This is a genomic window from Paenibacillus sp. NPDC057886, from assembly GCF_042796655.1.
Lineage (GTDB): Bacteria > Bacillota > Bacilli > Paenibacillales > Paenibacillaceae > Paenibacillus.
Genome location: NZ_JBHVMZ010000002.1, coordinates 229939 through 254700, shown reverse-complemented (window position 1 = coordinate 254700; position 24762 = coordinate 229939). Strand labels below are relative to the sequence as shown.

The window sequence follows — 24762 nt, the reverse complement described above, 5'->3', positions numbered from 1 at the left end:
CGAGAGCGTCGCTTCACAAGAAATACGAAGATAAGCCACATGGCAGGTAATCTGGAAGAACACCATAGATTTTCCAAACATCAAAACACCTCATCCTAGACCTAAGGATGGGGTGTTTTTTCGTCGAAGCTTATATGATAAAAACTATACAATGTCACGCGTGAATCCAGTACGCATGCAGGGGTAAACGAATTTTGGTTCGTCTATATACAGGGATTGAGTTTGCACTAATTTACATTTCGAGTCCATATACAACAGCTCTACACACGAACATCTGCGTACGAATCCCGATATTTCTCGTTATACACCCGACTAACCGATTCCGCCAGACCACCGCGGGCTTTACCAGGATACAGCTCTAGAGTTCGATAGAGCCGCATAAACCGATCTTTGGGCATAAAGCGCGCGTAGCGGGTAATAAGACTTGGGAACAACTCAATATATTTACTTTTGCGTACAGCAGCGGCGGCTACAGCCGTCAGAATCTGAATCCCGTTGTGCAGCTGCAAAATATTAACTTCGTACGTGGCGACATATCGGATCGCATCTTCACGGACCAATTCCGGCTTCAGCCGTGCGATTTCACCGATATATTCAGCGAGCAGCCGCTCGAAGCTGCGCAGCAGCAGAGGTTTGAGCTGCAGGTCCATATCACTGCGCAGTACGAAGGATTGCAGCAGCGCAACCTGCTGCAGACGAATCCGGTCGTTATAGATGAGTGAACCGATCTCCCTGAGCATTTCATAGGCTAGCGCTTCATCCTGCTTGCGCGCTTCTGCGACAAGAGCCCAATTCCGGTTAATGCCCTGGCGAATCGCTTCCTCATCCTGACGCAGCATGCGTTTAAGTTCGCGCTGCTGTTCGACCTGGAAGGATCGCCTTTGCATGAAGATCAATCCAGCCAGAAGCAGCAGGGAGACGCTGGCCGCCGCCATCGTTTGGTCTATGCTTTCGCCAAAATAGGTAGCAACTGCACCAAGGATTACCGTAATAAACAGGTCGCGTGCGATCCGGCGTTTGACGCGGGAAGAGGCACGTTCTTCCGCTGTGGCAAGGGTGCCCCGTCCACAGGCGGTACATTGATCCTCCCACAGGCAGGTATACTGGCCGCACCGCTTGCAGACACGCAACTTTTGAAACGCATGCGTCGTTCTTATAAAAGGTCTGATGGATACAACTTGTTTAGTGCTCATGCTCAATCACGCTCGCCATTCAGAATAGTGTAGAGGGTTCGATCCGCATCTTCCCGGGAAACGGGTTTGCGCCGATGAAGCAGGAACGCAATCCCCTTTATATTGACAAAAAGAAACAATATGGCGAGGCATCCGTATGTAACCATAATCCGTTCCTTTCTATGGCTCGATCATTTTGCTTATATTATAAGATGAACTATTGTTTGCACACCCGAGCCACTTCGATGGCAGAACAACCTTCCGATCGCTGTTATCCCCAGATTTCTTTGATTCCCTTTTGCTAAAGGGAGAAATCCGGTGATAAAGGCGAGGTCTTTGCTTCCGAAGTAGCTTTCTTACAGAAAGCTTGTAGCTTCGCTTCTTCAGGTTCTTTCTGCCCTCTCCGTTAGCGTGTGATTCTTATATTCATCTTATAAACGATAATGTTTACTGATCAAGCGTCGTTATATTGCAGTTTGCTGGCAATAACTATATCATATTTCCATAGTTGGAACTTTCATGCCAGTTAATGACGTGAATTCGTCGATTTTTGTCAGTCATTACAAAACTGTAACTGAAGATAGGGGTGCTTTTCAGAATTTATTAGTAGACTGTTAAGATTTCCTTAAGGCTTGACGCCTATAATAAACTATTCCCATTTTAATCTCAAACGTGAAGGAGTACACCCAATGCTGCGGACAAGCAAAATACGCTGGCTCAGCGGAACTCTGGTTCTGCTGGCATTTCTAACGCTGCTGTTACCTCAGGCGTTGCTGCCACATGCTGCAGCGGCTCAGGCACAGACAAGCGGAATCGATGCGGTACTTGTAGCCGATGTAAGTAATTCAATGAATACAAGTGACCGTGACAAGATCAGCAATGAAGCCATGAAAATGTTTATTGATATGCTGCCGGTCCAGGGGGACAAGGTAGGGATTGTCGCTTACACCGATCAGGTGGAGCGTGAGAAGGCATTGCTGGAGATTCAGTCCGATGCGGACAAGAGCAGCCTGAAAGATTTTATTGATCAGCTCGGCCGAGGACCATATACCGATATCTCTGTTGGGGTGGCTGAAGCGGTGAATGTGCTGAACCATGGGGCAGACGCATCTCACTCGCCAATGATCGTACTGCTGGCTGACGGCAACAACGATTTTAACAAAACCAAAGGTCGCACCCAGGCTCAGTCCGATGCGGATCTGGCAAAGGCAGTCAAGGAAGCACAGGATCAGGGGATTCCCGTCTATACGATTGGACTGAACGCAGACGGCAAACTGAACAAGGACGCACTTGCAGATCTGGCTCAGCAGACCGGCGGCAAGTCCTTTATCACTGATACACCGGATGATTTGCCGCAGATTCTAAGTGAGATTTTTGCCGATCATGCCAAACTGAATGTCGTGAAGCTGCCCTCCATTACTGGAAACGGCAGTTATCAGGAAGTTACCGTGAACGTACCGAACGACAGTGTACTTGAAGCCAACATCTCGATCATGTCTTCAAAACAAGTGCAGATTGAATTAACCGATCCTTCGGGCAAGGCCGTAGACCTAAACTCGGATGCAGCCAAGCTCTCCACTTCAAAAAGTTATTCCTTGGTGAAGCTGCTCAAGCCTCAGGAAGGCGACTGGAAACTTCGGGTAAAAGGGGCTCCGAAAGACAGTATCGATATCAACCTGTTGTTCAACTATGATCTCCAGCTCGTCGTGGACCCAATTAAGACCAAGTCCTATACGAAGGGCGACAAAGTGGATCTGACCGCCAAGCTGGAGAATGGAGGACAGCCGCTGCAGGATAATGACCTGTATGCCGATATGAAGGCGACATTGGTCGTAAACGATCAGGATACAGGCAAAAGCACAGAACAGCCACTCGAAAACACGGGCACCGGGTTCGCCGGAACGTTTGAAGTGCCGGACAACCATAACTACGAACTTGTTATCCGTGCAGAAGAAGACAGCTTCTACCGGGAAAGTGCTCCGATTACGATCAATGCGGGCGGAGCAACCGGTAGCGGAACTCAGCCAACGACTCCTGCGGGCGAGCAGGACAAGCCGTTTCCATGGATGCCTGTTATTTTGGGCGTGATCGCCTTGATTGTGGTAGCTGTGGGTGTCTGGTTCCTGCTAGGCTGGCTGAAACGCAAAAACCGTGGATTTGTCGGACAGATGATCGTCGAAATTCGCGATGAGAATACCGGGGACAAATCATACCCGCAATATAAAAAGCTGGCATCCTTCCGGGGCAGATTCCATCTGCACCAGCTGTTACAGCTGGACCCTGAATTGAAGGAAACCGAGAAATATGTATTTACGCCCAGCAATGGGGATCGAATTATAATTCGTAACACTGCAGGCGGAACGTTGGAGAAATCCGGCCGTGCCGTTGATGCAAGCTCAGGCGTTGAACTGAAGAACGGTGACCGACTGAGCATCCCGCTGCAACAGGCGGACAAGACTATTTTAATTGAGTATCTGGTGTGAAGAATTATGGCTAAGTGAATGTAAGCTATATAAGATGATCTAACCATTTACACGAGAACGTAGAGGACAGAAATAACCTGAAGAAGCGTAGCGTGCGCCTTTATCCCCGGATTTCACCCTGTCATCGGAGTGGCAAGTGTAAATATTCTTTAGTTCAAATTATATAGATGGAAGCATATGAGCGTTAACCAAAGGGAGGACTTGGAATGAAACCGATTGTTAGAGAACATATTCAGCAACTGGATGTATCGCTTGGCGGAGGGATTGTCAGTGAGAAAATCAGAGTCGATACGATTGATAACCCGATTCTGATTATTGGTCTTGGAGGAACAGGTATTGATGCGCTGTTGCGCCTTAAATACCAGATTAACCGACGCTTCAAGCTGCCACAGGACCCGGTATCCAAGAAAAAAATGGATAAACCGTCCAACGTGGAGTTTCTTGCTTTTGAAACGAACGAACAGGATCGCGCCAAAAAGTATAAAGGCATCGGACTTGATCCAATTAATGAATTCGTACTGCTGTCCAATGCCGAGATTGGTGGACTGCTTCAGAACCGCAGCGTATTGGAGCCGTATATTACGGACTGGCTGTCTCCGGAGCTGAGCATCACCGATGGCATGAATGGCGCCGCAGGGGTGCGTCAGGCAGGACGCCTGCTGCTTTTCACCAAGATTAACCAGGTCGTGCAGGCGATCGACAAAAAGATCAAAACGTTATCTGTAGGCACCAACAAGAAACTGATGGTGTTCCTGCTGACAGGTCTTTCCGGCGGTACCGGCAGTGGTTGCTTCCTCGATATCTCCTATATCGTGCGCGGGATTATCGAACGCGATCACGGCTCTGCCGGGATTGACCGCGTGAACACGCTTGGATATCTGTTCACTCCGGACGTGAACCTGTCCAACAAAAGCTTGAGTGAGCACACTCGTGAATATATCCGCAAGAATGGATATGCTGCACTCAAGGAACTGGATTATTGGATGAACGTGGACAGCCGGGGCGAGCGTTTCTCTCAGAAATACGGCAATATTCTGACCGTAAATTCACCGCTGCCGCCGTTTAACCTGTGTCATCTGATTTCCGCAACCAACACGGAAGGCAAACTGCTGGAGAACGCTTATGATTACTGCATGAACGTCACCGCCGAGAACATCACCAACTTTATGGCGAGTGAGGAAAAGCAATCCGGCGAGGAGTTTGCCATCCACGATTATATTAGCAACATTCGTACGAACATTGCACAGATGAACAAAGCCTATCCGGCCAACTATGATTACAACATTATCGGTGCATCCTCGGCGGTACTGCCTATTGAAGAAATGACAACCTATCTGGCTTACCGCATGTTCGACAAAATGAGCACCATGTTCTCCAAAGCGCCGAACCAGGAAGATACCGAGAAGTTTGCCCGCAAGCTCGGCATTGATCTCGAAAGTGTGGTCAAGTCCTTTGAAGCCCGTGTGCCGGAGCCGCTGCCAGGTTACCAGAACAGCGAGCGTCTGTCCTATGGCAATGTGGTGAAATCACAGGTGGTGAACATGGACACCGAACTGGAGCAGAACTTCCTGGCTCGTGCCCGTGAGGAATATATCAAGGCGAAGAAGCAACTGCCGGGAGAGGTTGCGGGTCAGTTCACCGAACAGATCCGGCGTATGTTTTTGCATCCTGAACAGGGTCCGTTCTATGTCTCCCGTCTGATCTACACGGAAAAAGGCTTCTGTGTACTGAAGATGATTCAGTCATACATTGAAACCCTGCGTGAGAATGCCTTCCGCATTCCGCGTGACATTGAGGCCGCTCAGGAACAGTCCGAAGAGAAGCTGGGCGATGCCAAGAGTGCGTTTGTCTCCAAAGAGAAGAAGAAGAATGCTTATATTGAAGCAAAAATTCATGAGTACTGGCTGCACGCCGATGTGGAACGCAATGATCAGATGATCGAGTTCTACGAGGACCTGTACGAATTGCTGAACCAGGAGAACAGCCGCATTTATAACGTATTTACCGAAACGCTGAACGCGCTCAGCTCGATTTTCTCCAAAAACGGGGACATCCTGACACGCGGCGAAGAACAGTCCGATCACAAAGGCAACAAAACGTATTACTGGAACGTTGTAAGTGTGCCGGATATCGTCAGTGTGGTGGATGGACTGCTGGACAAGCGTGATACGGATGACCTGATCCGCGACTTCTCGCGTGAATTGTTGGAGAACTCCAGCCAGTGGGTGAAAGAAAACGAGATCGATATCGTCAGCTCCATCTCTGATTTCCTGACCGAGAAGTTTGGGGATCTGATTACCCGCTCGATGGAGGACTTCCTGGTGATCAAATATGGACAGGATGAGTCGGTCGAGAAATTCGTGGAACGCTTCATTGCAGGCAAACTGGATGATGAGGCGGTTCCGGTATTCAATCTGAGCAACAGCACAGGCAGTCTGCATTTCCCTTCCTGGGGATTCGTATCGGTGCCGGCTCAGGCGCCGGGCATTCTGAGAGGGATTCGCAACTATCAGAACAATGCGGTGGGCAAATCTCATTTTACCGTCAAGGAAAGTGAAGTGCGTAACCGGATCTTCTGGCTGAACACTCGCAACGGGGTACCACTGTTTGTGTACACACCGCTCAAAGTATATGAGGAAAGTTATGAACGTACCATCTTGGACAAAGAAGGTATCGGCCGCCATCTGGTACAAACCGAGAAGAATAACTGGACCTATCTGCCATCGCCAATTCCGGAAAAGTCCTGGGGTGATGTGTACGAGAATGCCCGGGTGAAGCAATACAATGCCCGCGTGCGTGCCGAATTCGAGCAGGCGCTCGGATACAACATTGTGACAGCCAAATCCATCGATGAGAATACAAGCAACCGTTATGCAGTTGTTACGACCGAACCGTTCGACTTGTCCGCGAAGCTCGGTGCCTACGACATGCGCCTGACGTCCACCACACCGAACCTGGGTGAAGTGAAGCGGGCAGTCATGGAATTGAAACGCCTGCAATCCGAAGGATTGCCACGGGTGTCGGTGAAGGACATTTTCGGAAGTATTAATGAAGATATGGCCAAAGAAAACCTGGTGCGTTCTCCGCAGCTGATCGCGCGGGTACGTGAAGAGCTGGCGAAGATGAACGCCATCTCGGTCAAAGTCGCCGAGCTGGAAGGCATTCTCGCCCAGCATCAGGACGAGGAGCAATGGTATGACCGCTTCATCGAAGCACTATACACGGACACCATCGTGAAGAAAGGTGCGCTGTACGTCTATGACCGTGACCCGGAAGAAGACGCGTGGGAGCCGTTTGCGAACCTGATGAAGAGCCGTAACTTTGCTGAATATGAAGTGTTTGGCAACTTCCGTGGACTGGCAGAGAAGGATCGCAGCACGTTGCTGCGCAAAGCTTCCCGCCGTGATAACGACCTGACCGCATCGGAAGATATCACGCCATTGCTTACGAAGTTGGATGATCTGGCTGTATTGTTCATGGAATCCCGTGATCGTCTGGAATACGAGCGAGTGGAACTGGCAAACGGGGAAGACATCTACCAGTTCTACAGAACGATGTCATCGAAACTGAATGACATTCGCAGAAGGCTGAAGTAAGATGGCGGCCGGGATGGAGTTCAGCTCGAACAATGCTCTGAAGCGCAATCTGGAGAAGTATGCAGCACAGTATGCAACAGAGCAGGAGCGTCAAGGCAGCTTGGGTGATGGTCGCAGCAGCATCCATTACCCCGCGTTGTTCCTGTTCGTGGGTGACCAGGTCGCTCCGGCAGTGTCTGCTGTCCAGGAAATCAACCGGCTGAAGTGGGATAACGGAGAAGGCGTAGTTTATGTACAGATTGGAACAGAAAATCAGGAGCATGCCCGTCATCGTGACCATGACCCCGTGCAAACGAAGCATGACCATTACAGCGATGGTGCTCATTCAGGATATGCGCGTGTTAACGGCTTGAGTGATGCAAGGAATGGCAGCACTTCTGATGATGGTCAGGTGACCCGTCACGTGCTTCCCTTGTCCACCATACAGACAGATCGACCTTCCAAAACGCTTCGCAAGGACGTGCATCGCAGTTTCCACGATTCAGATCAGGCACTCTTTGGTCTGAATCGTACCTTGCGGCGGGTGAGTAATCGTATTGCCGAATACGGACGGCTATATTCATCGTTCGATCGAATCTACGTGACCGTCGTGACCAGGGCAGATGATCCATTGAATGTATTGTTGCCGGAGCTTACCAAGCTGACCGAGACGATACTGGCTCAATCCTTCAAGTCGGTACAGACCGATTTGCATGTGCTGGTCAGCGAGATGGAGCAGGTCGATTCCTTTGGATATGCAAGCGCGGCGGGACTCGCTTTTCTGCGGGAACTGGATTACATGCAGGGGCTGGACTATACGTTCAGTGGCAATCTGCTGGTTACGGAGGACGGTATCTCCATTCCGGTTACGCATCCTGCTTCTCCGTTATTCGATCTCGTATATATTTTGTCAGACAAGAACGAGCGGGGAACCGGCGTACCTGGCGGCTGGATCGAAAATGCCGAGATCATCTGCCGAATCTGTCTGCTCAAGAACCGGAAGCAGGATCCCGACAGTTCCGGTTCCGTATCAAGCACAGGGGCCAACACGTATAACAATACGTCGTTTAAAAATAACATTCGTACGACCTCGGATCAGCATGGTTATGCCAGTGCAGGTTTTGCCGAGATTAGACGGCCGAACAAACCCATTGCACTCGCGGTGTTGTATCATCTGTATCGTTATCTGCTTGAACGGATGCGGCAGGAACCCGAGTGGAGCATCAAGGACAAGATCGCCTTCTTCGGACTGGACGGGGCTTCGGTAGAGCGCAAAGTGGAAGGGATACTGCCCGATGAGGATCTGGTGAGCGGCATGAGCGGCATTATGACGCATAACGTCAGCTTCACCGATCTGAAGCCGCTCTCGCTGCGTGAAGCGGAGAGAGCACTGTTCGGCCATGGGGCAGAGGCGTACTTCCGTGATAACGTGGTCCGTCTTGCCGAGGAACGAGTACGTCAGCGCAGCACAGAAGGTTCCCTTCGTCGTAAGGCTGAGCAATCGCGCACGGAGCATCCTGAGGTTGGATATTTTCAGTGGGCCGCCTGGAGTGACAATGGGTTCGGCAGTGTGCGTGAGGCATTGCTTGGACTGATTCGTGATAAATCGGTGCAGCTTGAATCCGCACGTGCCTTGCTTGAGCAGCGTCAACAAGAGCGAGTAGAGGATCAGTCGTTCAAACGGGCGTTGTTCCGTGACAAACAGAACGTGCGCAACCTGATCGATTGTTTGCTGGAGCGCGTGTATGTGCCCAAAGTTGAATTGCTGCGTCTGGAGAATGAATTGCAGCTGCTTCGTGTCTACGATACGGAGATGGAACAACTGCATACGTTCAGCCGGAATGTAACGGAAACACTGGCAATGCTGGAACGTGTCTTGCGTGAGACAGCGGTAGAGAGCATAGCGGCTGCAGATGAATATATCGGTCAGAACGTAATGGAGTACTACGGCAAAGTGACGGAAGCGCTGATTGCAGATTTGGAGGCGAAGCGTGGACGGGATGTCTGGTTCGAGGACCGCCATATGGGGGATATGAACCGGCTTGCCACAGAAGGAAATGAGCAACTCCTGCAACGCCTGATGGAAGTATGTCATGTGATGCTGCTTACAGCAGAACCGCTTCGGGTACCTTTCGAAGAAGAATTGCTGTTACGAGCGAATGTTACAATTACCTATGGCGACAAAAATGTACTGACCCGCGATGATTTGTTCCGCCGATTGTATCGAACACTGGAGGAGCAGGCGGTCGTTCGGGTAAGAGTATTCGACTATACACAGGAACATCGTTACGAAGAAAAATATTTCTTTGGTGATCATCACAGTGCCTTCATGGACTACGCGGCGCATGCCGAAGAAACGTCACGGATCTATAAGCTGGGTGTGGTGTACGAAGAACGAAGCAGTGGTGTGGAGAAGCTGAATCTGATGGGAGGCTTCCATCTGGAAGACCTGATGGTGTATCGCAATGGCCGGGTGTATTACGATTCGTATACGGAGAATGGTTATGAGCTCCATCCCTCCGATCTGGCCGAGAAGCTGTCACCCATGCGTTAAAACATAAGGCTGCATCTTATATGGACGGAAGGGAGGTACAGATAGAACCATCTGTTTCCGTCCAGTACATTAACGTTCATTTTTCATCAACCCATCTTGTATTAATTCAGCCGTTCATCGGCTGGTTTGGAAAGGATGCATGCAAACATGCAGCGAAAAATCAATCTTCTCCTGGTCCTGTTCAGCCTGATTGGCGGAGCTGTGGGCTTTGCGGCTGGAGAAATCATGCTGCGTCAGTGGCTCGGGGAAATGCCCCGTCTATTGCTGATGGGATTATACTTTGGCGTATTGGCGCTTAGTGTGGGGTTATTCTGTTTACTCGCAGAGATGATCTCGCCTAAGCTGAACGGGGCTTCCTGGAAGCTGCGATATCTGGGACTATCCTGGAAATTGCTTGTTCCGGGAACGCTGGCGCTGTTGTTTGTCGTCGGACTTGCCCTGCAATTGCTCTATCAGATTAACCCAGGCGGTGTGAAGCAAGTCAAAGATATTATACTGATGATCGATAATTCGGGCAGCATGTCGGAAACGGACCCGGATAACGGTCGCTTCGAAGCAGCCAAAACACTGATCAGCCAAATGGAAAGCGATAAACAGGTGGCGGTGATTACCTTTGATGATCAACCCGAGCTGCTACAGCCGTTCACCCCGTTGGACAGCGAAGCTGCCAAGAATGAGGTGTACAGCAAAATTGACGGCATCGTGACGACCTCGGGTGGAACCAATTTCGATGCAGTGCTGCGGGAAGCGATGGAGCAGATTAAGGGCAAACAGGACCCGAAACGCGGAACGGTAGCGATCCTGCTATCCGATGGATTCAGTGATGCAGACACATCCGCCATTTTGTCCGAGTATGCGAATGAACAGATTGCCGTCAATACGGTGGGTCTGAGTCTCGTGGATCCTTCCGGAACCGACTTATTGCGTCATATTGCACTGCAGACTGGCGGCATGTATTATGATGTACCGGATTCCGGCGGACTTAATCTGGCATTCCAGCAAATTTACGATACGATTGATGAACGAACGCTGGTGACCGAACGTACAGGCATGATGGAGCACAGTACGTATCTGGCTATTTTCCGAGTGGCTGCCTTACTGTTGATTGGTGTAGCGTTGGGCGTGTCGCTCGGACTTGTATTCGATAACCGCCATCTCGCACTCAGTTTCGGAATTGGCGGTGCCGTGTCTGGTTTATTGGCAGGACTTCTGCTCGAATGGGGTCTGGACGGATCTGCGGTTGGTGATGCATTTGTAAGATTTGGAGCGATGCTCATCTTGTCTGGTGTGTTAACCCTGTTCACCTGGATCATTCCGATCAAGGAGAACACACCGCGGAAGACTCGTGGGCGCCGTGAGGCTGGTGGGGGAACCAATTCGGTGGACGGATTCGGTCAGCGGGCAAGAGATACGCGCAGCAAAGGATTTTAACGTCTGGAGGTAGGCGATAGATGCGTTTTACGGATGCAGACCCTTCAGCGCCCCTGATTCGCAGACTGACACTTGCAGTGGACGAGAGCCAGTGTACACTTCGCTGGCTCTGGCCAGAGAGCGTGGAAGCTGTATATGTTGAACGGCTGGAGCTCGATATGATGGGTGATGATCGTACCGGGGAACAGGCTGCACAGGGCAAGCTGAAGTTATACACGAAAGAAGAATATAAGGCAAGCAATGGATATATGGATCGAATCACGGGTTTTGGTGCCATCCGGTACACGGTGTATGTGTGTCAGATGCAGGAAGACGGGCCAGTTCTGGTGCATCAGCGTGATGGGGACAACACGGTAGTTGCCAGTGCAGGCAAGGCGGATATTCGCTTTTCGATCCGGTACAAGAGCGGTTTTTTTCAGAAACGAAAAAGTGTACTGATGACCGTCACGACGGAAGCATCTGTTCCGAAGGAAGCGCTCTGTTATGTTCGCAAGCAGGGCGGGGTCCCGCTGAATAAGGAAGATGGCACAGTGTACCCTTTTGTGAGTGATTTTACTCCCGGGAGAAATGAAATGCCACCCGTCGAGGTAGCCAAGGACGATTATGTAAGGTTGTTCTTCACGGACGGACCAAAATACGGAGCCGCTTATCGGCTCATATCAGATTAGATGGTTAGGCTTTTAGTCTGACTGATCAGGGGAGGGGAGTGGCTATGAGCTTTTTTAGTCGGTTTTTGAAGAGACAGCAGCCGGAGGAGCGGTTGTTGTTTTACGATATCGTATGTCCGTATTGTTTCAGCAAGTTTTCACCGGAGGAGGTTGTGTTCCGGGCTGCGCATCATCGCGACGATGATGAGGACTACGCACTTGGGGAAGATGCGAAGCTGAATCGGTATCGCGAACGGTTTGGACTGGATACGGTGTTTGATATGGAGGCCGTGCTGGCTCCGCATGATGTACCTGAGGAACATCGCATCTATTCGGATAACATTGTGATGGGACTGAACGATCGTTATGGTGTCGTTACGCGGCGTCGGCTGTGTCCACAGTGCCATAACGAACTGCCTGTCACGGCAGGCAAGGCACCAAGCAATATCATTTCCATTATCGGGGCATCCCAGGTAGGTAAATCCGTCTACATGACTTCATTGATTCATACCTTGCAGCATTACACAGCCGATCATTTTGATGCGGCCTGCATGCCGCTGAACGCGGAGATTAGCCGCCGGTTCCGCGCCGATTATGAAGAACCGCTATTCGAGCGGGGCGATTTGCTGGATTCAACGCAAAAAGAGAAGCTGCAGGAGCCGTTTATTTTCCAATTTGTATTCAAGGATGAAGATAAAGCTCCGCTGACACTGGTGTTCTTTGACGTCGCTGGTGAAGGTATGGTGGAGCAGGACTATCTGGGACTTCACGGACAGCATATTAAGAACTCGGCAGGTATTCTGTTTATGGTGGACCCGCTTCAGATTCGTTCCATTCGGGACAAAATCCGCATCAACCTTGGCAACGAGCCGGGTGAGTGGACGCCAAGATACGATGAGCCGCGTGATGTGGTGTTAACGATGTTCGGTGACTTTATCGCATACCAGGACAAAGCCAAGACGAATATTCCGACAGCCGTTGTACTCACCAAAAGTGACATGCTGCATTCCCTCAAGGACGAAGAGGGCGATTATATCAAATCCAACAGCAATGTGTTCCGCAACATGGTGCACCGCGACTGGTTTGACCTGACCGAATTCGAAAATATCGACGGGGAGATCCGACGTTTTATCGAGAAGGTGGACCGTCCGTTTAAAGGCACGATGGATGTGTACTTTAAGGATACGGCTTACTTTGCGGTGTCTGCGCTGGGAAGTAATCCGGTGGATATGAAGCTGCAAGGCGTGGTCAGCCCAATCCGTGTCGATGAGCCATTCCTCTGGCTGCTGTACAAGCTGAAGTACATTGAGGGGAGAGTGGGATGATGCGTTCTTCCATAACCCCGCCAATTGAACAACAGCTGTATACTCGAGAGCGGCGCGGGGTGTTTCGCACAACGGAGGGGTTCGATACGGTTGCCGCATCGCCGGGACTGGACCCTTCTTTTATCAAAAAAGTGCTTCATCCCTACTGCGTTTATGACGCTCCAGCGGAGCTGACGGGGCGGAGTGAGAAGGATGAGGCGAAGTTCCCCCCATCCATTCACTTGCTGCATCTGGAGAGCGGGGAGACGATTCTTGGGCAAAATGTGTACCAATCCGCCGATTTCACCGGGCTGCGCAGCGCCTTTTTCGCTCATAACTATGTCTTGTCTCCTGAACGCTCGGAAGAGCAGATGAAGCAAGGCGGCTGGCTGGATGCTGTGTTCGCCACGTCCTATGACATCGAACAAGGCACAGTGCTGCCATCGCTTAATGAATTGCCACGAGCAGCTGGTGTTGGACAAAGCTCTCCAAGCCAGATCCTTGGTGCTCTGAAAATGGACGAGGTGGTATTCAAGCGTCTGTTCTACGCTGTCATGCAAGCTGTAGCGACACGTCGGAAGGTATATATTGCGCTGGATGTGCCCGCCGAGGAAGTTACAGCCGGAGCCAAGGGACTGCTGCGTTTGTTATTTACGGCGTTGCCTTACGCGTTCCGGCGGCAGCTCGGCTTTATGACGTTTGCGAAGGAGCCGCAGGCGAAGAAAGGCATCCACATCCAGTTCGTGGAGCGAGGCACGCTGCGTCCGAAAGACCGGAATACGGAGAAGGATTTCACCTTTGATCTGGTATCGGGCAGAGTTACCCATGCAGATGCATCTGTGGCGAAGCTTCCTTATGCGGAATTTGCCTGGTCACTACTGCACGAACCTGCGGCTGCCGATCCATTTTATGCTTTTGCGGATGAGATGCTGTCCGGAATGGAACCTGGACGGGAGCTCTCCATTGAAGCATACGGTGAACTTTCCATGTTCTATCGTCTGGAGCAGGGCAGGGAAGATCTGTACCTGGATAACAAAAGCCATGTCCTGAGTGGCTTGCTTACCTACTTGAAACCGGAAGGTGGAGCGCAGCAACGTTCACGTTTGAACGAGTTATTCCTGACGTTGCTCAGTCGTGAGCTGGACAGCGTCAAACGGGAGAATGTACCCGAAGAATCGGTTGCTGCACGCATCGGGGAGTATTTCCGGGTCGCTGCGCCAGTTGTACAGTCCCGAATCGTCGATTATTTCATCTATGGCGTTAATAACGCCCGTTCGCAGAAACGTATGCGTGCCGTGCAGGAACTGTATGGCTTGCTGGATCGGGACAGCCTGTTAAGCCGTGCTTTCTTCGACAAAGTGCTGGCGAACGAATCACTGACCAAGCTGTTGTTCGAGCCCTATCTGGATAATCAGTTGAAACGCACGGAATCAGCTGCCGACGTCGTGGAAGTGATCCAGAGATGGATTACATCTCACCCTTCAGCCATCCACAATAGTTTTTTGCTGGAACGGACAGCAACCGAGCTGCGTGAACGTTTGTGTTCTGCACCCAACCCTGTTCAGTCCGCCAATGAGGCACTTAAGCGGGTTAGTGTATTGGATCGTCTACCAGTTGCAGGCTCCTCAGACACGGGGATTACCGCCCGGATTGGGCAGTCTGGAGCTTCAGTCCGCGCTAACCGGAAAGGTGGACCTGAGTCCGCTGTTCAAGCACCGGCTTACCAGGAGGATCTAACCCGGCTCGCAGACAAGCTGGCTTACGTTATTAACTTGTTTATGATCCAGGATCTCGATCTGGAGCGGGTTAACCGTGAGCAGCTGTTAAGCATTGATATTTTGTTGCACGGAAACGAGGTTCGGGATTGGGCTGCTCGTCAGGGCTCAGATGTATCTGCGCGTACAAACATGATGCTGGCAGCGCGAGCATGGCTTAGCGGTGAGGGGCGTGATGAAGAGGAACTGGAATCCCTCTCCTTGGCCGAACGTAATGAGCTTCAGCGGTGGGCTCGCCGCTGGCTTGCTGGAGAGCTGCGTGAGCTTCCAAGTACGGCTGTATTTGAAGCACTGCCGCTGGCTTTTTATCGAGGTGGCAGTAGCAGCAACAGGCTCGATTATCCAGGCCTGATTGAATTTATCTACAGTAGTTCAGGACGTACAGAAGTGTTGTATCAATTTATGGAGTGGTCGGGGAATCAACGCTTGTTTATTCGCGGCTCCAACGCACATAAGGGATACTCGGATGCAATCTTGGCCTATTTCAAGGCCCATGACCGCGAAGCCTTTAAGTCAAAGTCAGCTTTCAAACCCTATTATGCCAGAGCAAGCAAGACGATAAAGCCGGCCTACGACCGCGCCAAAACAGAGTTGTCTTCCCCGCTGGTGCGCATGCTGACAGGTAAAAGGAAAAACCTTTTTCTAGGATCGGTCATTGTCATCCTGATTCTTGGTATTGCTGGAGGCACGTATGCTTTGATGGGGGATAAGGCGGAGACGCCAGCGGCATCACCTCCACTGACACAGGAGCCCGTTGTTCCTGCTGAACCTGAGGTACAGCTCGCTGAGCAGATTGCCTACCTCGTTCCGGCATCCGAAGCGGACGATGGGAAACAGACGCCTGCCCGGTTGGTGATCCGTTACAGAAACGAAACGGACAGCAACGCTTTGCAAACGGACACGCTCCAATGGAAGTTAAAAGATGGTACTACACAGCAGCTCCATGCTGAGGGTGAATGGGAGAGTTTCAACCGAAATGAGGAGCCGGATGGGGAAGATGCGGCTGGAAACAGCTCAGAGGGCACGCCAGAAGGAAGCTCTGCAGGTTCTTCTACCGATACTGGGGACGATACTCAGCAGAGCGGAGAAGTCAAGCAAGGGGCAGATTCAGCCACAACCGAGGGCACTCCTTCAGATCCAGCAGCAGGGAGCACATCGACGGATGGGACTGGTACAGCCTCTGACACTACGGATAAAGGTTCTGCACAGGGAGCAGCAGGCGGCACGCCTTCAGATTCGTCTCAGTCTACGGGAGCAGATTCATCTTCAGTGGAAAATCTGACTATTGCCGAAGCAGACCGTTTATATCCCTATGGGCACCAAGTGGAGCTTCCAGCCGATATCGATCTGGAGAACATCCTGAGTGTTCAGAGTGGAACGACCGAGATCAACCTAGTCCCGGAACCGAAGCTCTGAGCAGCATTACTTGAATGTGTTATTAATGTGAATACAGCCACCTCGAGGAATTTCGTAGGGGCTGTATTTTTGTTTTCGTTCAAGCGATGGAGAATGACATATACAAAATGAATCAATATAGGTCTATTTTTCACAATTCGGACACATTATTGAGATATTGGGCAAGGATGAACATACGCAAAGCGATGAAATGCACGTACACGATGAGAAAAGCTCTCACATAAAGAGCGGACAATCTGACCGATTTCTAGTAAAACACTTCAAAAATAGCTCCCAACCATCAAGGAATTTGGTATTTGGTGTTGACAAATGATAATGATTATCAGTATCTTTAGTGTATAAGATCTTGTTGCGCCGGAAATACGCTGAACTACAATTTCGTTTTCGTTGTCATAGCCGGAATACATAACCGGGATAAATGAGAGAGGGATGATCGCATGTTTCGTCTGGAGACGTCCAAGCTGGATATCGCTTATGAGGAAAGACTGATTGTTGAAGATCTGAATATTCAAATTCCCCAAGGAAAAATTACAGCACTTGTTGGAGCCAATGGTTCAGGGAAGTCCACCATCCTGAAAACGATGGCACGGATCATGAATCCAAAAGCAGGTAGTGTATTGCTCGACGGGAAGTCCATCCATAAGCAGTCCACACGTGAAGTAGCCAAGCAGCTTGCGATTTTGCCACAAAATCCAACAGCGCCCGAAGGACTTACGGTAACCGAACTGGTATCCTACGGACGGTTCCCTTATCAAAAAGGTTTTGGATCGATGCGTGCTGAAGACAAACGCATGATTGAATGGGCTATCGAAGTGACAGGCATGACGGAGTTCCATGATCGTCCAATCGATCAACTGTCCGGTGGACAGCGTCAACGTGCCTGGATTGCCATGGCTCTTGCACAAGAGACAGACATTCTGTTCCTGGACGAGCCAACAACGTTCCTGGATATGGCTCACCAGCTTGAAGTACTGCAATTGCTGGAGCAACTGAATGCCACAGCAAACCGTACGATCGTTATGGTTGTGCATGACTTGAACCATGCTTCCCGTTATGCGCATCACATGATTGGTATTAAAAAAGGTAAAGCCATCGCTACAGGTTCACCTGTAGAGGTTATGAACTCCGATGTGCTTCGTGAAGTATTTAACATTGAAGCTGATATCGTGATTGATCCACGTTCCGGTGTACCGCTTTGCTTACCTTACGCCCTTGCGGGTGAACGCCAGCAATCAGCACCTCCAGAACAAATGGTCATGAACAGTGCAATGGTTCATGCTGGAGGACGGACAGAGCAACGTGTTCGTCACGCGACAGGAAGTTAATGAAACGGGCCATATGTGGTCCTAAACTATAGTATGAAGCCGCTGTGCATTATGCACGCGGCTCATTCGCATTCTAGGAGGTCTACAGGAATGGGAGAAATCAACTACACCTGGTTACAGCAATATGGACGAATAACAACCGGGACGATTGACGAACCGGTCTTTAGCATGCATTTGAGGGAATTAAGACATCCAGAGCAGGCCAAGCTTATGTTGGAAGCTTATAACGAGCATCTTCGGGCCGATTCTCTTCGCTCAGCTGCTGTTTATTTCATGCATTCAGTTCGTGGCCTGATGATTGGGGTTCATTACATGACGGCGTTATGTGACACCTATCTGGATCTGTCCCTGGAGAACATAGATATGCATTTGGAGGTAAAGGATGGCCGTCCGGGGATTAGTTTTCAACTGAACAATGCAACCGAGCAATCACATCCGAATCTGGTGGCCGGACCTGATGCCGTTCCATCCTCCTGGCGGAATGATGTATTGACCGAATATTACAGTGACCAGCTTCGTCCAATGATTGAAGGGGTGGCTGTTGCTGGAGGAGCGAATCCAGGTCAGATGTGGGCCCAGCTCGCATCCATGCTGAGATGGTTCAAAACGACAGCGTTACAGATGAAGATCACGGAGACGGAACGTGAAGCGGTTATACAAGGGTATGAGCATGTGATTGCTATGCCTCCAGAGATTCTTGGGTTGAAAAAGAACCTGTTAACCTTCAAGCCGGTGGAGATTGATAATCCGCATCAACCTGGAGAAACCATGCTGATGAAGCCAGTCTGCTGCTTGCACCATCAGGTGTATGGCGGTCAGAATTTTTGCTACAGTTGTCCCAAACTGACGAAGGCAGAGCGGCAAGAGCGGTATGATGCTATTTTGGCTGCGAAGTCAGGCTAAAAAGGGATATGTCCATGTCGATGGACGAAGTGTACTTCTACGTATGCACTTTGGCAGTTTTTATTCGCAGATTTGGTAATTGATCGCCTCAGGTTTATAATATGGAGACAGGCTGTGTACCGCATGGTCATTCAGTACAGTACATACAGCAGCCCAACCTACATCATACTCATGGGAGGAATCAGTCATGTCCGTATATTCGTATCAGGCGGTAACGACCGCAAATCAGGAAGTTCCACTCGATCTGTATCAAGGCAAAGTGTTGGTGATCGCCAATACTGCCAGCAAGTGTGGACTGACTCCACAATACGGTGAATTGCAGAAGCTCTATGATCGCTATCGTGATCAAGGCTTGGTTGTACTGGGATTCCCTTGTAACCAGTTTGGCGGCCAGGAGCCGGGTACCAGTGAGGAAGCAGAATCCTTCTGCCAAATCAACTATGGCGTTAATTTCCCGGTGTTTGCCAAGGTCGACGTAAATGGTGAGGATGCGCACCCATTGTTCAAGTATTTGCGTGAGCAGCAACCTGGTGTTGGCGAAGAAAACAGCATCCAATGGAATTTCACCAAATTCCTCGTGAATCGTGAAGGTGAAGTTGTAGGGCGTGTTGAACCAAAAGAATCCCCTGAAGCCATGACTGCAGAGATTGAAAAGCTGCTTGGTGTATAAAATGAACGAAGAAGCCTGCCTCAGATTTGGAGGGCAGGCTTTTTTTAATATTTAGAGGTTGTAAAAAAACCGCAATATTGCTTGCTGTATAGGTTTTTTGCAGGATGTTAGTGCGCTTTTGGGAGAGCATAAATCAGCCACTTGCAGGGAAAACTGTAGTCAATGAAGGTAAGCCAATAACTCGACTGATCGTAAAGAATAACGTAATCGACAAAATTTATTTTGATTAACCTCTTGCAATGTGAAAAATATCACATTATAATAAGCGTATAAAGTGAAATAAATCACATAAGAACTTTTCGTTAAGAAGTGAAATATTTCACAACTACAATGACGTTATATTCAATTTCTTATTTATATATTTCGAGGAGGAACTTTTTATGAAAATCGCAGTTATCGGATGTACACATGCAGGAACCGCAGCCATCGTTAACACCGCCAAATTGTACCCGGATGCTACCATTACAGTGTATGAGCGCAATGACAATATCTCCTTCCTATCATGTGGGATTGCGCTTTATGTGGGTGGCGTGGTGAAAGATCCAGATGGACTGTTCTATTCTTCGCCAAACCAACTGGCCGAGCTTGGTGTCGTGACCAAAATGCTTCATGAAGTGACGTCAGTAGATGCTGCGGGTCACAAACTTCAGGCTAAAAACTTGAAAACTGGGGAAGAATTCGAAGATACCTTTGACAAGCTGATCGTGACAACGGGTTCATGGCCTGTCGTACCGAAGCTGGAAGGCATTGAGCTGGACAACATTTTACTTTGCAAAAACTACAACCATTCCAACACCATCATTGAGAAAGCCAAGCATGCCAAACGCATTACCGTGGTTGGAGCAGGATACATCGGCATCGAGCTGGTGGAGGCTTTCCAAATGAATGGCAAGGAAGTTACGCTAATCGATAGTGTGGACCGGATTCTGAACAAATATCTCGATCCCGAGTTCACGGATGCCATTGAAGAAACGTTGACTGGACACGGCATCAAGCTGGCGCTGGGCCAAACCGTTCAGAAATTTACTGGAGAGAATGGCAAAGTAAACAAGGTCATTACTTCCAAGGGAGAGTTCGAAACAGACCTCGTTATTCTGTGTATTGGTTTCCGTCCCAACACCGAACTGCTCAAAGGCCAAGTGGATATGCTGCCGAACGGCGCAATTATCGTGGATAAATATATGCAAACCAGCCAAAAAGACGTCTTCGCTGCTGGAGACAGCTGTGCAATTCATTACAACCCAACCGGCAAGGCAGCATACATTCCACTGGCAACCAACGCCGTGCGGATGGGTACACTTGTAGCGCGGAACCTGGTTCGTCCTACGACACCGTACATGGGTACACAAGGCACATCAGGTATCAAAATTTATGAGCAAAATATTGCAGGTACAGGTCTGACGGAAACATCTGCTGCGGATGAAGGTCTGGTTGTTGAAGCAGTAACGCTTGAAGATGCTTATCGTCCGGAGTTCATGCCAACGGCAGAGAAGCTGCTGCTCAAAGTAATCTATGAGCAGGCTACGCGCCGCATTGTTGGCGCGCAGGTGATGTCACAGGCTGATCTGACACAGTCGATCAATACGATTTCCCTCTGCATCCAGAACAACATGACGGTAGATGAGCTGGCCTTCATCGACTTCTTCTTCCAGCCACATTACAACAAACCATGGAACTTCCTGAACTCGGCTGGTCTTCAGGCGCTGCCTCCAGTAGAAGTGAAAACACCAGCAATGGTATAACCAAAATATCTAAGAACTGCCGCAGTCATCCTGTGGTAGTTCTTTTTTTCTGCACATCAAGCAAGACAAAACAGAAGCATTAAAATGTAGTTTTCAGACTTTGTGATAAAAGTAACAAACCTCTTGAAACCTTCGCTATACAATGAACATATCAACAAAACAAGTTGAATTATGATGTTCATGAACTGTGAAGGAGAGGATCGTTATGGCAGCAAAAACACCTCTTGAGGTTGCACAATATACGGCGCATACGGGGATGAAGAAAGCTCAAAATCCGGTATCCTCCGTATTGATACTCAGTTTCCTGGCAGGCGCTTTTATTGCGCTCGGATTTCTGTTGGATATTCGGGTCATTGCCTCTGCTCCGGCCGAGTGGGGCAGCTTGGTTAATTTGATTGGTGCAGCAGTGTTCCCGGTAGGTTTAATATTGGTGCTGATTGGCGGCGGGGAACTGCTGACAGGTAATATGATGGCCGTCCCACTTGCGACGATTGCACGTAAACTGTCCGCAGGCAACATGTTGAAGAATCTCACCTTAGTAACGATAGGTAACTTCCTTGGGGCGCTCTTTGTGGCCTATGCGTTTGGGCATGTGCTCGGTCTAACGGCAGAGGGGGCTTATTTGACCAAAGTGGTGGATATGGCTGGACACAAGCTGGACGACAGCTTCCTTCAGGCTTTTATATCCGGGATCGGGTGTAACTGGCTGGTAGCTCTTGCGGTTTGGCTGTCTTATGTATCGGATACGATGAGCGGAAAAGTACTGGGCATTTGGTTCCCAACGATGGCCTTTGTGGCTATTGGATTCCAGCACGTTGTCGCCAACATGTTCCTGATTCCTGCGGCGATTTTCGAAGGGCATTATTCGTGGGGGCAATACGTCATGAATTTCATTCCGGTATGGCTTGGCAACCTGACAGGAGGTGCGCTGTTTGTGGCAGCTGCTTACTGGATGGTGTACCTGCGCAAGCATGAGCCGGAAGTGAAGCCTGAGGTGGCAATGGCGGCGGTCCAGCCTGTGGAGACGGAAGCCAGACCGATGTGGAGCAAGCAGGCGTAGCGGTATTTTGCCCAGTACCCGAGTTAGAGTTATAACCGTGGTATGAGTGCAAAGGCGTGTAAAGATGAGTGCTAAGTAAACAGGGAAGGCGATTCTAATCTCGTTCAAGTCATGGCTGTTTGCTGTGATGCGCGGGAAAGGAACCGCCTTTTTTAATGCAAAAATATCCACGCAAAATAAATTCGCCATGACAAGGTTCGGGGGAACGAAACCTGTTCATGGCGAATTTCGGGAGTGGTCCATGATATGGCATGAGGAGGAAGTGGGGAAACACTAGCCTAATGCCTTATTTTTAATTTACCCCTGAATTTCGAGATTGAATCAAGGTGAAAAAAGATTTTTTGAAAAAAATTTGAAGCGGTTGTGGCGGTGAAAAAAGACTGTTCTCTTTACGTGATTACCATGAAGAAGATATGATATAAAGATAGCTTTTGAAGGGGGAGGAACTTGTATATGATCGACCAGGAGAATGGCGTATTCCCGGCAGTTTGCCCGCTCGATTGTCCGGATACTTGCGGCCTGCTGCTTCATAAGGAGAACGGTAAAATCGTGAAGGTAGCGGGCAATCCGGACCATCCAATTACAAAAGGCGCCATCTGTAACAAGGTCCGAAATATGACGGAGCGGGTGTATCACCCCGAGCGGCTGCAATATCCGATGCGACGTATCGGTGCCAAGGGCGAAGGCAAGTTCGAACGAATCAGTTGGGACGAAGCCATCCACGAGATTACGGCGAAATTCAGTTCGCTGTCGGATACCTACGGACCGGAAAGTATTCTGCCATACAGCTTCTATGGAAACATGGGCATTCTTGGTGTGGATGGCATGGATCGTCGATTTTTCAATGCGCTAGGTGCGAGCATGCTGGAACAGACCATCTGTAATGCAGCGGGAAATACCGGGTGGAAATATACGATGGGTGCGAACCGGGGAACATTGCCCGAGGATACGGAGCATGCAGATGTCATTCTGGTGTGGGGAGGCAACATCGTCAGCACCAATATGCATCAGGTTGTTCTGGCCGAGAAAGCCCGCAAAAAGGGAGCCCAAATCGTCGTCATCGATGTCCATCGCAATCGGACCGCCCAATGGGGCGACTGGTTCATTCCACTCTACCCGGGTACAGATAGTGCATTGGCACTCGGATTAATGCATGTACTGTTCGAGCAGGGACTGACGGACGAGGCTTTTATGCAAAAATATACCGTCGGCCATGAGGCACTGCGTGATCATGTCCGCAGCTATACCCCTGAGCGCGTTGCACGTATTACAGGTGTGCCGGAAGCGGACATCGTGAAGCTGGCTGAGCTGTATGGCAACGCACAGGCAGCCCATATTCATATCGGCAATGGCCTCCAGCATCACGACAACGGTGGCATGAATGTGCGCAGCGTAGCCTGTCTGCCTGCCATTACAGGCCAGTGGCTGAAGCGCGGCGGTGGTGCCATTCGTACCAACAGCTACGCGAGCACCAATAGCGATGCGCTGGAGCGTCCGGAGCTAAGGCAGAATCCGGAGCCGCGCGTGGTGAACATGAACCGGATTGGCGAAGCGCTGCTGGAAGCGGAGCAGCCGATTCGGGCGTTGATGGTCTATTGCAGCAATCCATTGGTAGTGGCACCGGATACCGAGCGGGTAGAGCGAGGTTTTGCACGGGAGGATCTGTTCACGGTTGTCCATGACCTGTTCCTGACAGATACGGCGAAATACGCGGATATTGTGCTGCCTGCGACGTCTTCATTTGAAACGACAGATCTGTATACGTCCTACTGGCATCAGTATGTTCATTTGCAAGAGCCGGTCATTGCGCCTTTGGGTGAGAGCAAGGGCAATGTTGAATTGTTCTCTTTGCTTGGACAGGCGATGGGGTATGACCCGGAGATTTTCGGTGAGACACCGGAACAGATGATCGAGGAAGCACTTCAGGGTACGGGCAATCCCTACATGAACGGAGTAACCTTGGAGGGGCTGAAGCAGCATCATTTCGTCAAGCTGGATATGTCTTCCCATGTGTCCTATTTGGATCAGCTGCCTACGCCTTCGGGGAAAATTGAACTGTATTCGGAAACGATGGCACAGAAGGGATTGCCGCCGTTGCCTACGTACAGTGCTCTTGTTGAGGGGTACGACGGGGAAAACCCGGCTGGACCTGCGGATGTCTATCCGCTGATGTTTCTGTCGCCGCCTAACCATAATTTCCTGAATTCCACCTTTGCCAATTCGGCCAAACATCAACGTTTGGAGAAGATGCCCTTATTGCAAATGCACCCGGAGGACGCCGCCCGCAGACAGGTGGAAGACGGAGATGCGGTGGTTGTATGGAACGACCGTGGCCGGATCGAACTAACCGCCAAGGTAAGTGAATCCATGCTGCCAGGAACGGTGATTAGCCAAGGGTTATGGTGGGATGGCAATGGCAAAAAACAGCGGGCGAATTCGCTCACGTCCAATCGTCTGTCTGACATGGGCAACGGGGCTACATTCTTCTCGGCCACTGTCGAAGTGAAGCGTCAATGAATGTGCTTGCAGATCGGATCTTTTCAGGTAAGATGAACAGTGGATAGATCGTAAGCAGAAGGCAAAGAGCAAGATCCAGAACTCAAAATTCTAAATTCAAAATTCAAGTGGCCTTCGCTCTGGCTAATCATGCCGTCAGGGCAAGGGTCTGTTTTTTTTGGCAATATGCTTTTTGAAGGTACTAAGGA

The 24762-nt window shown here is 50.0% G+C and carries 14 protein-coding genes; 13 read left to right on the top strand and 1 reads right to left on the bottom strand.

The window, feature by feature from the left end:
- Positions 1–260: 260 nt before the first annotated feature.
- Positions 261–1193 carry a C1 domain-containing protein gene (locus ACFVQB_RS08255; protein WP_379436848.1) on the bottom strand — a complete coding sequence of 311 codons (933 nt, stop codon included), beginning with the start codon at positions 1191–1193 and terminating at the stop codon, positions 261–263.
- 668 nt (positions 1194–1861) lie between these two features.
- Here ACFVQB_RS08255 and ACFVQB_RS08250 point away from each other — a divergent pair.
- The 13 genes from ACFVQB_RS08250 to ACFVQB_RS08190 all read left to right on the top strand — a co-directional run bounded on the left by ACFVQB_RS08250 (position 1862) and on the right by ACFVQB_RS08190 (position 24574).
- A complete protein-coding gene (locus tag ACFVQB_RS08250) occupies positions 1862–3655 on the top strand; it encodes a vWA domain-containing protein (protein ID WP_379436845.1) in 1794 nt (597 codons plus the stop codon).
- A 206-nt stretch (positions 3656–3861) separates the two neighbouring features.
- Positions 3862–7251, top strand: a complete 3390-nt coding sequence (locus ACFVQB_RS08245) for a tubulin-like doman-containing protein (RefSeq protein ID WP_379436843.1) — start codon at positions 3862–3864, stop codon at positions 7249–7251.
- 1 nt (position 7252) lies between these two features.
- The gene (locus tag ACFVQB_RS08240) at positions 7253–9784 is read left to right on the top strand and encodes a transcription initiation factor TFIID (RefSeq protein WP_379436841.1); all 2532 of its coding nucleotides are present in this window, start codon (positions 7253–7255) and stop codon (positions 9782–9784) included.
- Positions 9785–9931: 147 nt separating this feature from the next.
- The gene (locus ACFVQB_RS08235; RefSeq protein ID WP_379436838.1) at positions 9932–11215 is read left to right on the top strand and encodes a vWA domain-containing protein; all 1284 of its coding nucleotides are present in this window, start codon (positions 9932–9934) and stop codon (positions 11213–11215) included.
- A gap of 20 nt (positions 11216–11235) precedes the next feature.
- Positions 11236–11883, top strand: coding sequence for a beta-mannanase (locus ACFVQB_RS08230; protein WP_379436836.1), 648 nt, complete (start codon positions 11236–11238; stop codon positions 11881–11883).
- Between the two features lie 44 nt (positions 11884–11927).
- The gene (locus ACFVQB_RS08225; RefSeq protein WP_379436833.1) at positions 11928–13187 is read left to right on the top strand and encodes a TRAFAC clade GTPase domain-containing protein; all 1260 of its coding nucleotides are present in this window, start codon (positions 11928–11930) and stop codon (positions 13185–13187) included.
- A complete protein-coding gene (locus ACFVQB_RS08220) occupies positions 13184–16357 on the top strand; it encodes a GAP1-N2 domain-containing protein (protein WP_379436830.1) in 3174 nt (1057 codons plus the stop codon). The genes ACFVQB_RS08225 and ACFVQB_RS08220 overlap by 4 nt, the downstream gene beginning before the upstream one ends.
- Before the next feature lie 437 nt (positions 16358–16794).
- Positions 16795–17682 (top strand): ABC transporter ATP-binding protein, encoded by an 888-nt coding sequence (locus ACFVQB_RS08215; RefSeq protein WP_379436827.1) that lies wholly within the window; start codon positions 16795–16797, stop codon positions 17680–17682.
- A gap of 90 nt (positions 17683–17772) precedes the next feature.
- Positions 17773–18585: a ferric iron reductase gene (locus ACFVQB_RS08210; protein WP_379436825.1), complete on the top strand. Its 813-nt coding sequence runs from the start codon at positions 17773–17775 to the stop codon at positions 18583–18585.
- Positions 18586–18772: 187 nt separating this feature from the next.
- Positions 18773–19255, top strand: coding sequence for a glutathione peroxidase (locus tag ACFVQB_RS08205; RefSeq protein ID WP_379436822.1), 483 nt, complete (start codon positions 18773–18775; stop codon positions 19253–19255).
- Positions 19256–19635: 380 nt separating this feature from the next.
- Entirely contained in the window at positions 19636–20997 is a 1362-nt protein-coding gene (locus ACFVQB_RS08200) for an FAD-dependent oxidoreductase (RefSeq protein WP_379436820.1), read from the top strand.
- A 205-nt stretch (positions 20998–21202) separates the two neighbouring features.
- Positions 21203–22057, top strand: a complete 855-nt coding sequence (locus ACFVQB_RS08195) for a formate/nitrite transporter family protein (RefSeq protein WP_379436817.1) — start codon at positions 21203–21205, stop codon at positions 22055–22057.
- Positions 22058–22510: 453 nt separating this feature from the next.
- Entirely contained in the window at positions 22511–24574 is a 2064-nt protein-coding gene (locus ACFVQB_RS08190) for a molybdopterin-containing oxidoreductase family protein (RefSeq protein ID WP_379436815.1), read from the top strand.
- Positions 24575–24762 lie beyond the last annotated feature (188 nt).

Excerpts from the sequence above, each read along its gene's own strand:
- ACFVQB_RS08255 (WP_379436848.1), bottom strand. The coding sequence starts at position 1,193 with ATGAGCACTAAACAAGTTGTATCCATCAGACCTTTTATAAGAACGACG.
- ACFVQB_RS08250 (WP_379436845.1), top strand. The coding sequence starts at position 1,862 with ATGCTGCGGACAAGCAAAATACGCTGGCTCAGCGGAACTCTGGTTCTG.
- ACFVQB_RS08245 (WP_379436843.1), top strand. The coding sequence starts at position 3,862 with ATGAAACCGATTGTTAGAGAACATATTCAGCAACTGGATGTATCGCTT.
- ACFVQB_RS08240 (WP_379436841.1), top strand. The coding sequence starts at position 7,253 with ATGGCGGCCGGGATGGAGTTCAGCTCGAACAATGCTCTGAAGCGCAAT.
- ACFVQB_RS08235 (WP_379436838.1), top strand. The coding sequence starts at position 9,932 with ATGCAGCGAAAAATCAATCTTCTCCTGGTCCTGTTCAGCCTGATTGGC.
- ACFVQB_RS08230 (WP_379436836.1), top strand. The coding sequence starts at position 11,236 with ATGCGTTTTACGGATGCAGACCCTTCAGCGCCCCTGATTCGCAGACTG.
- ACFVQB_RS08225 (WP_379436833.1), top strand. The coding sequence starts at position 11,928 with ATGAGCTTTTTTAGTCGGTTTTTGAAGAGACAGCAGCCGGAGGAGCGG.
- ACFVQB_RS08220 (WP_379436830.1), top strand. The coding sequence starts at position 13,184 with ATGATGCGTTCTTCCATAACCCCGCCAATTGAACAACAGCTGTATACT.
- ACFVQB_RS08215 (WP_379436827.1), top strand. The coding sequence starts at position 16,795 with ATGTTTCGTCTGGAGACGTCCAAGCTGGATATCGCTTATGAGGAAAGA.
- ACFVQB_RS08210 (WP_379436825.1), top strand. The coding sequence starts at position 17,773 with ATGGGAGAAATCAACTACACCTGGTTACAGCAATATGGACGAATAACA.
- ACFVQB_RS08205 (WP_379436822.1), top strand. The coding sequence starts at position 18,773 with ATGTCCGTATATTCGTATCAGGCGGTAACGACCGCAAATCAGGAAGTT.
- ACFVQB_RS08200 (WP_379436820.1), top strand. The coding sequence starts at position 19,636 with ATGAAAATCGCAGTTATCGGATGTACACATGCAGGAACCGCAGCCATC.
- ACFVQB_RS08195 (WP_379436817.1), top strand. The coding sequence starts at position 21,203 with ATGGCAGCAAAAACACCTCTTGAGGTTGCACAATATACGGCGCATACG.
- ACFVQB_RS08190 (WP_379436815.1), top strand. The coding sequence starts at position 22,511 with ATGATCGACCAGGAGAATGGCGTATTCCCGGCAGTTTGCCCGCTCGAT.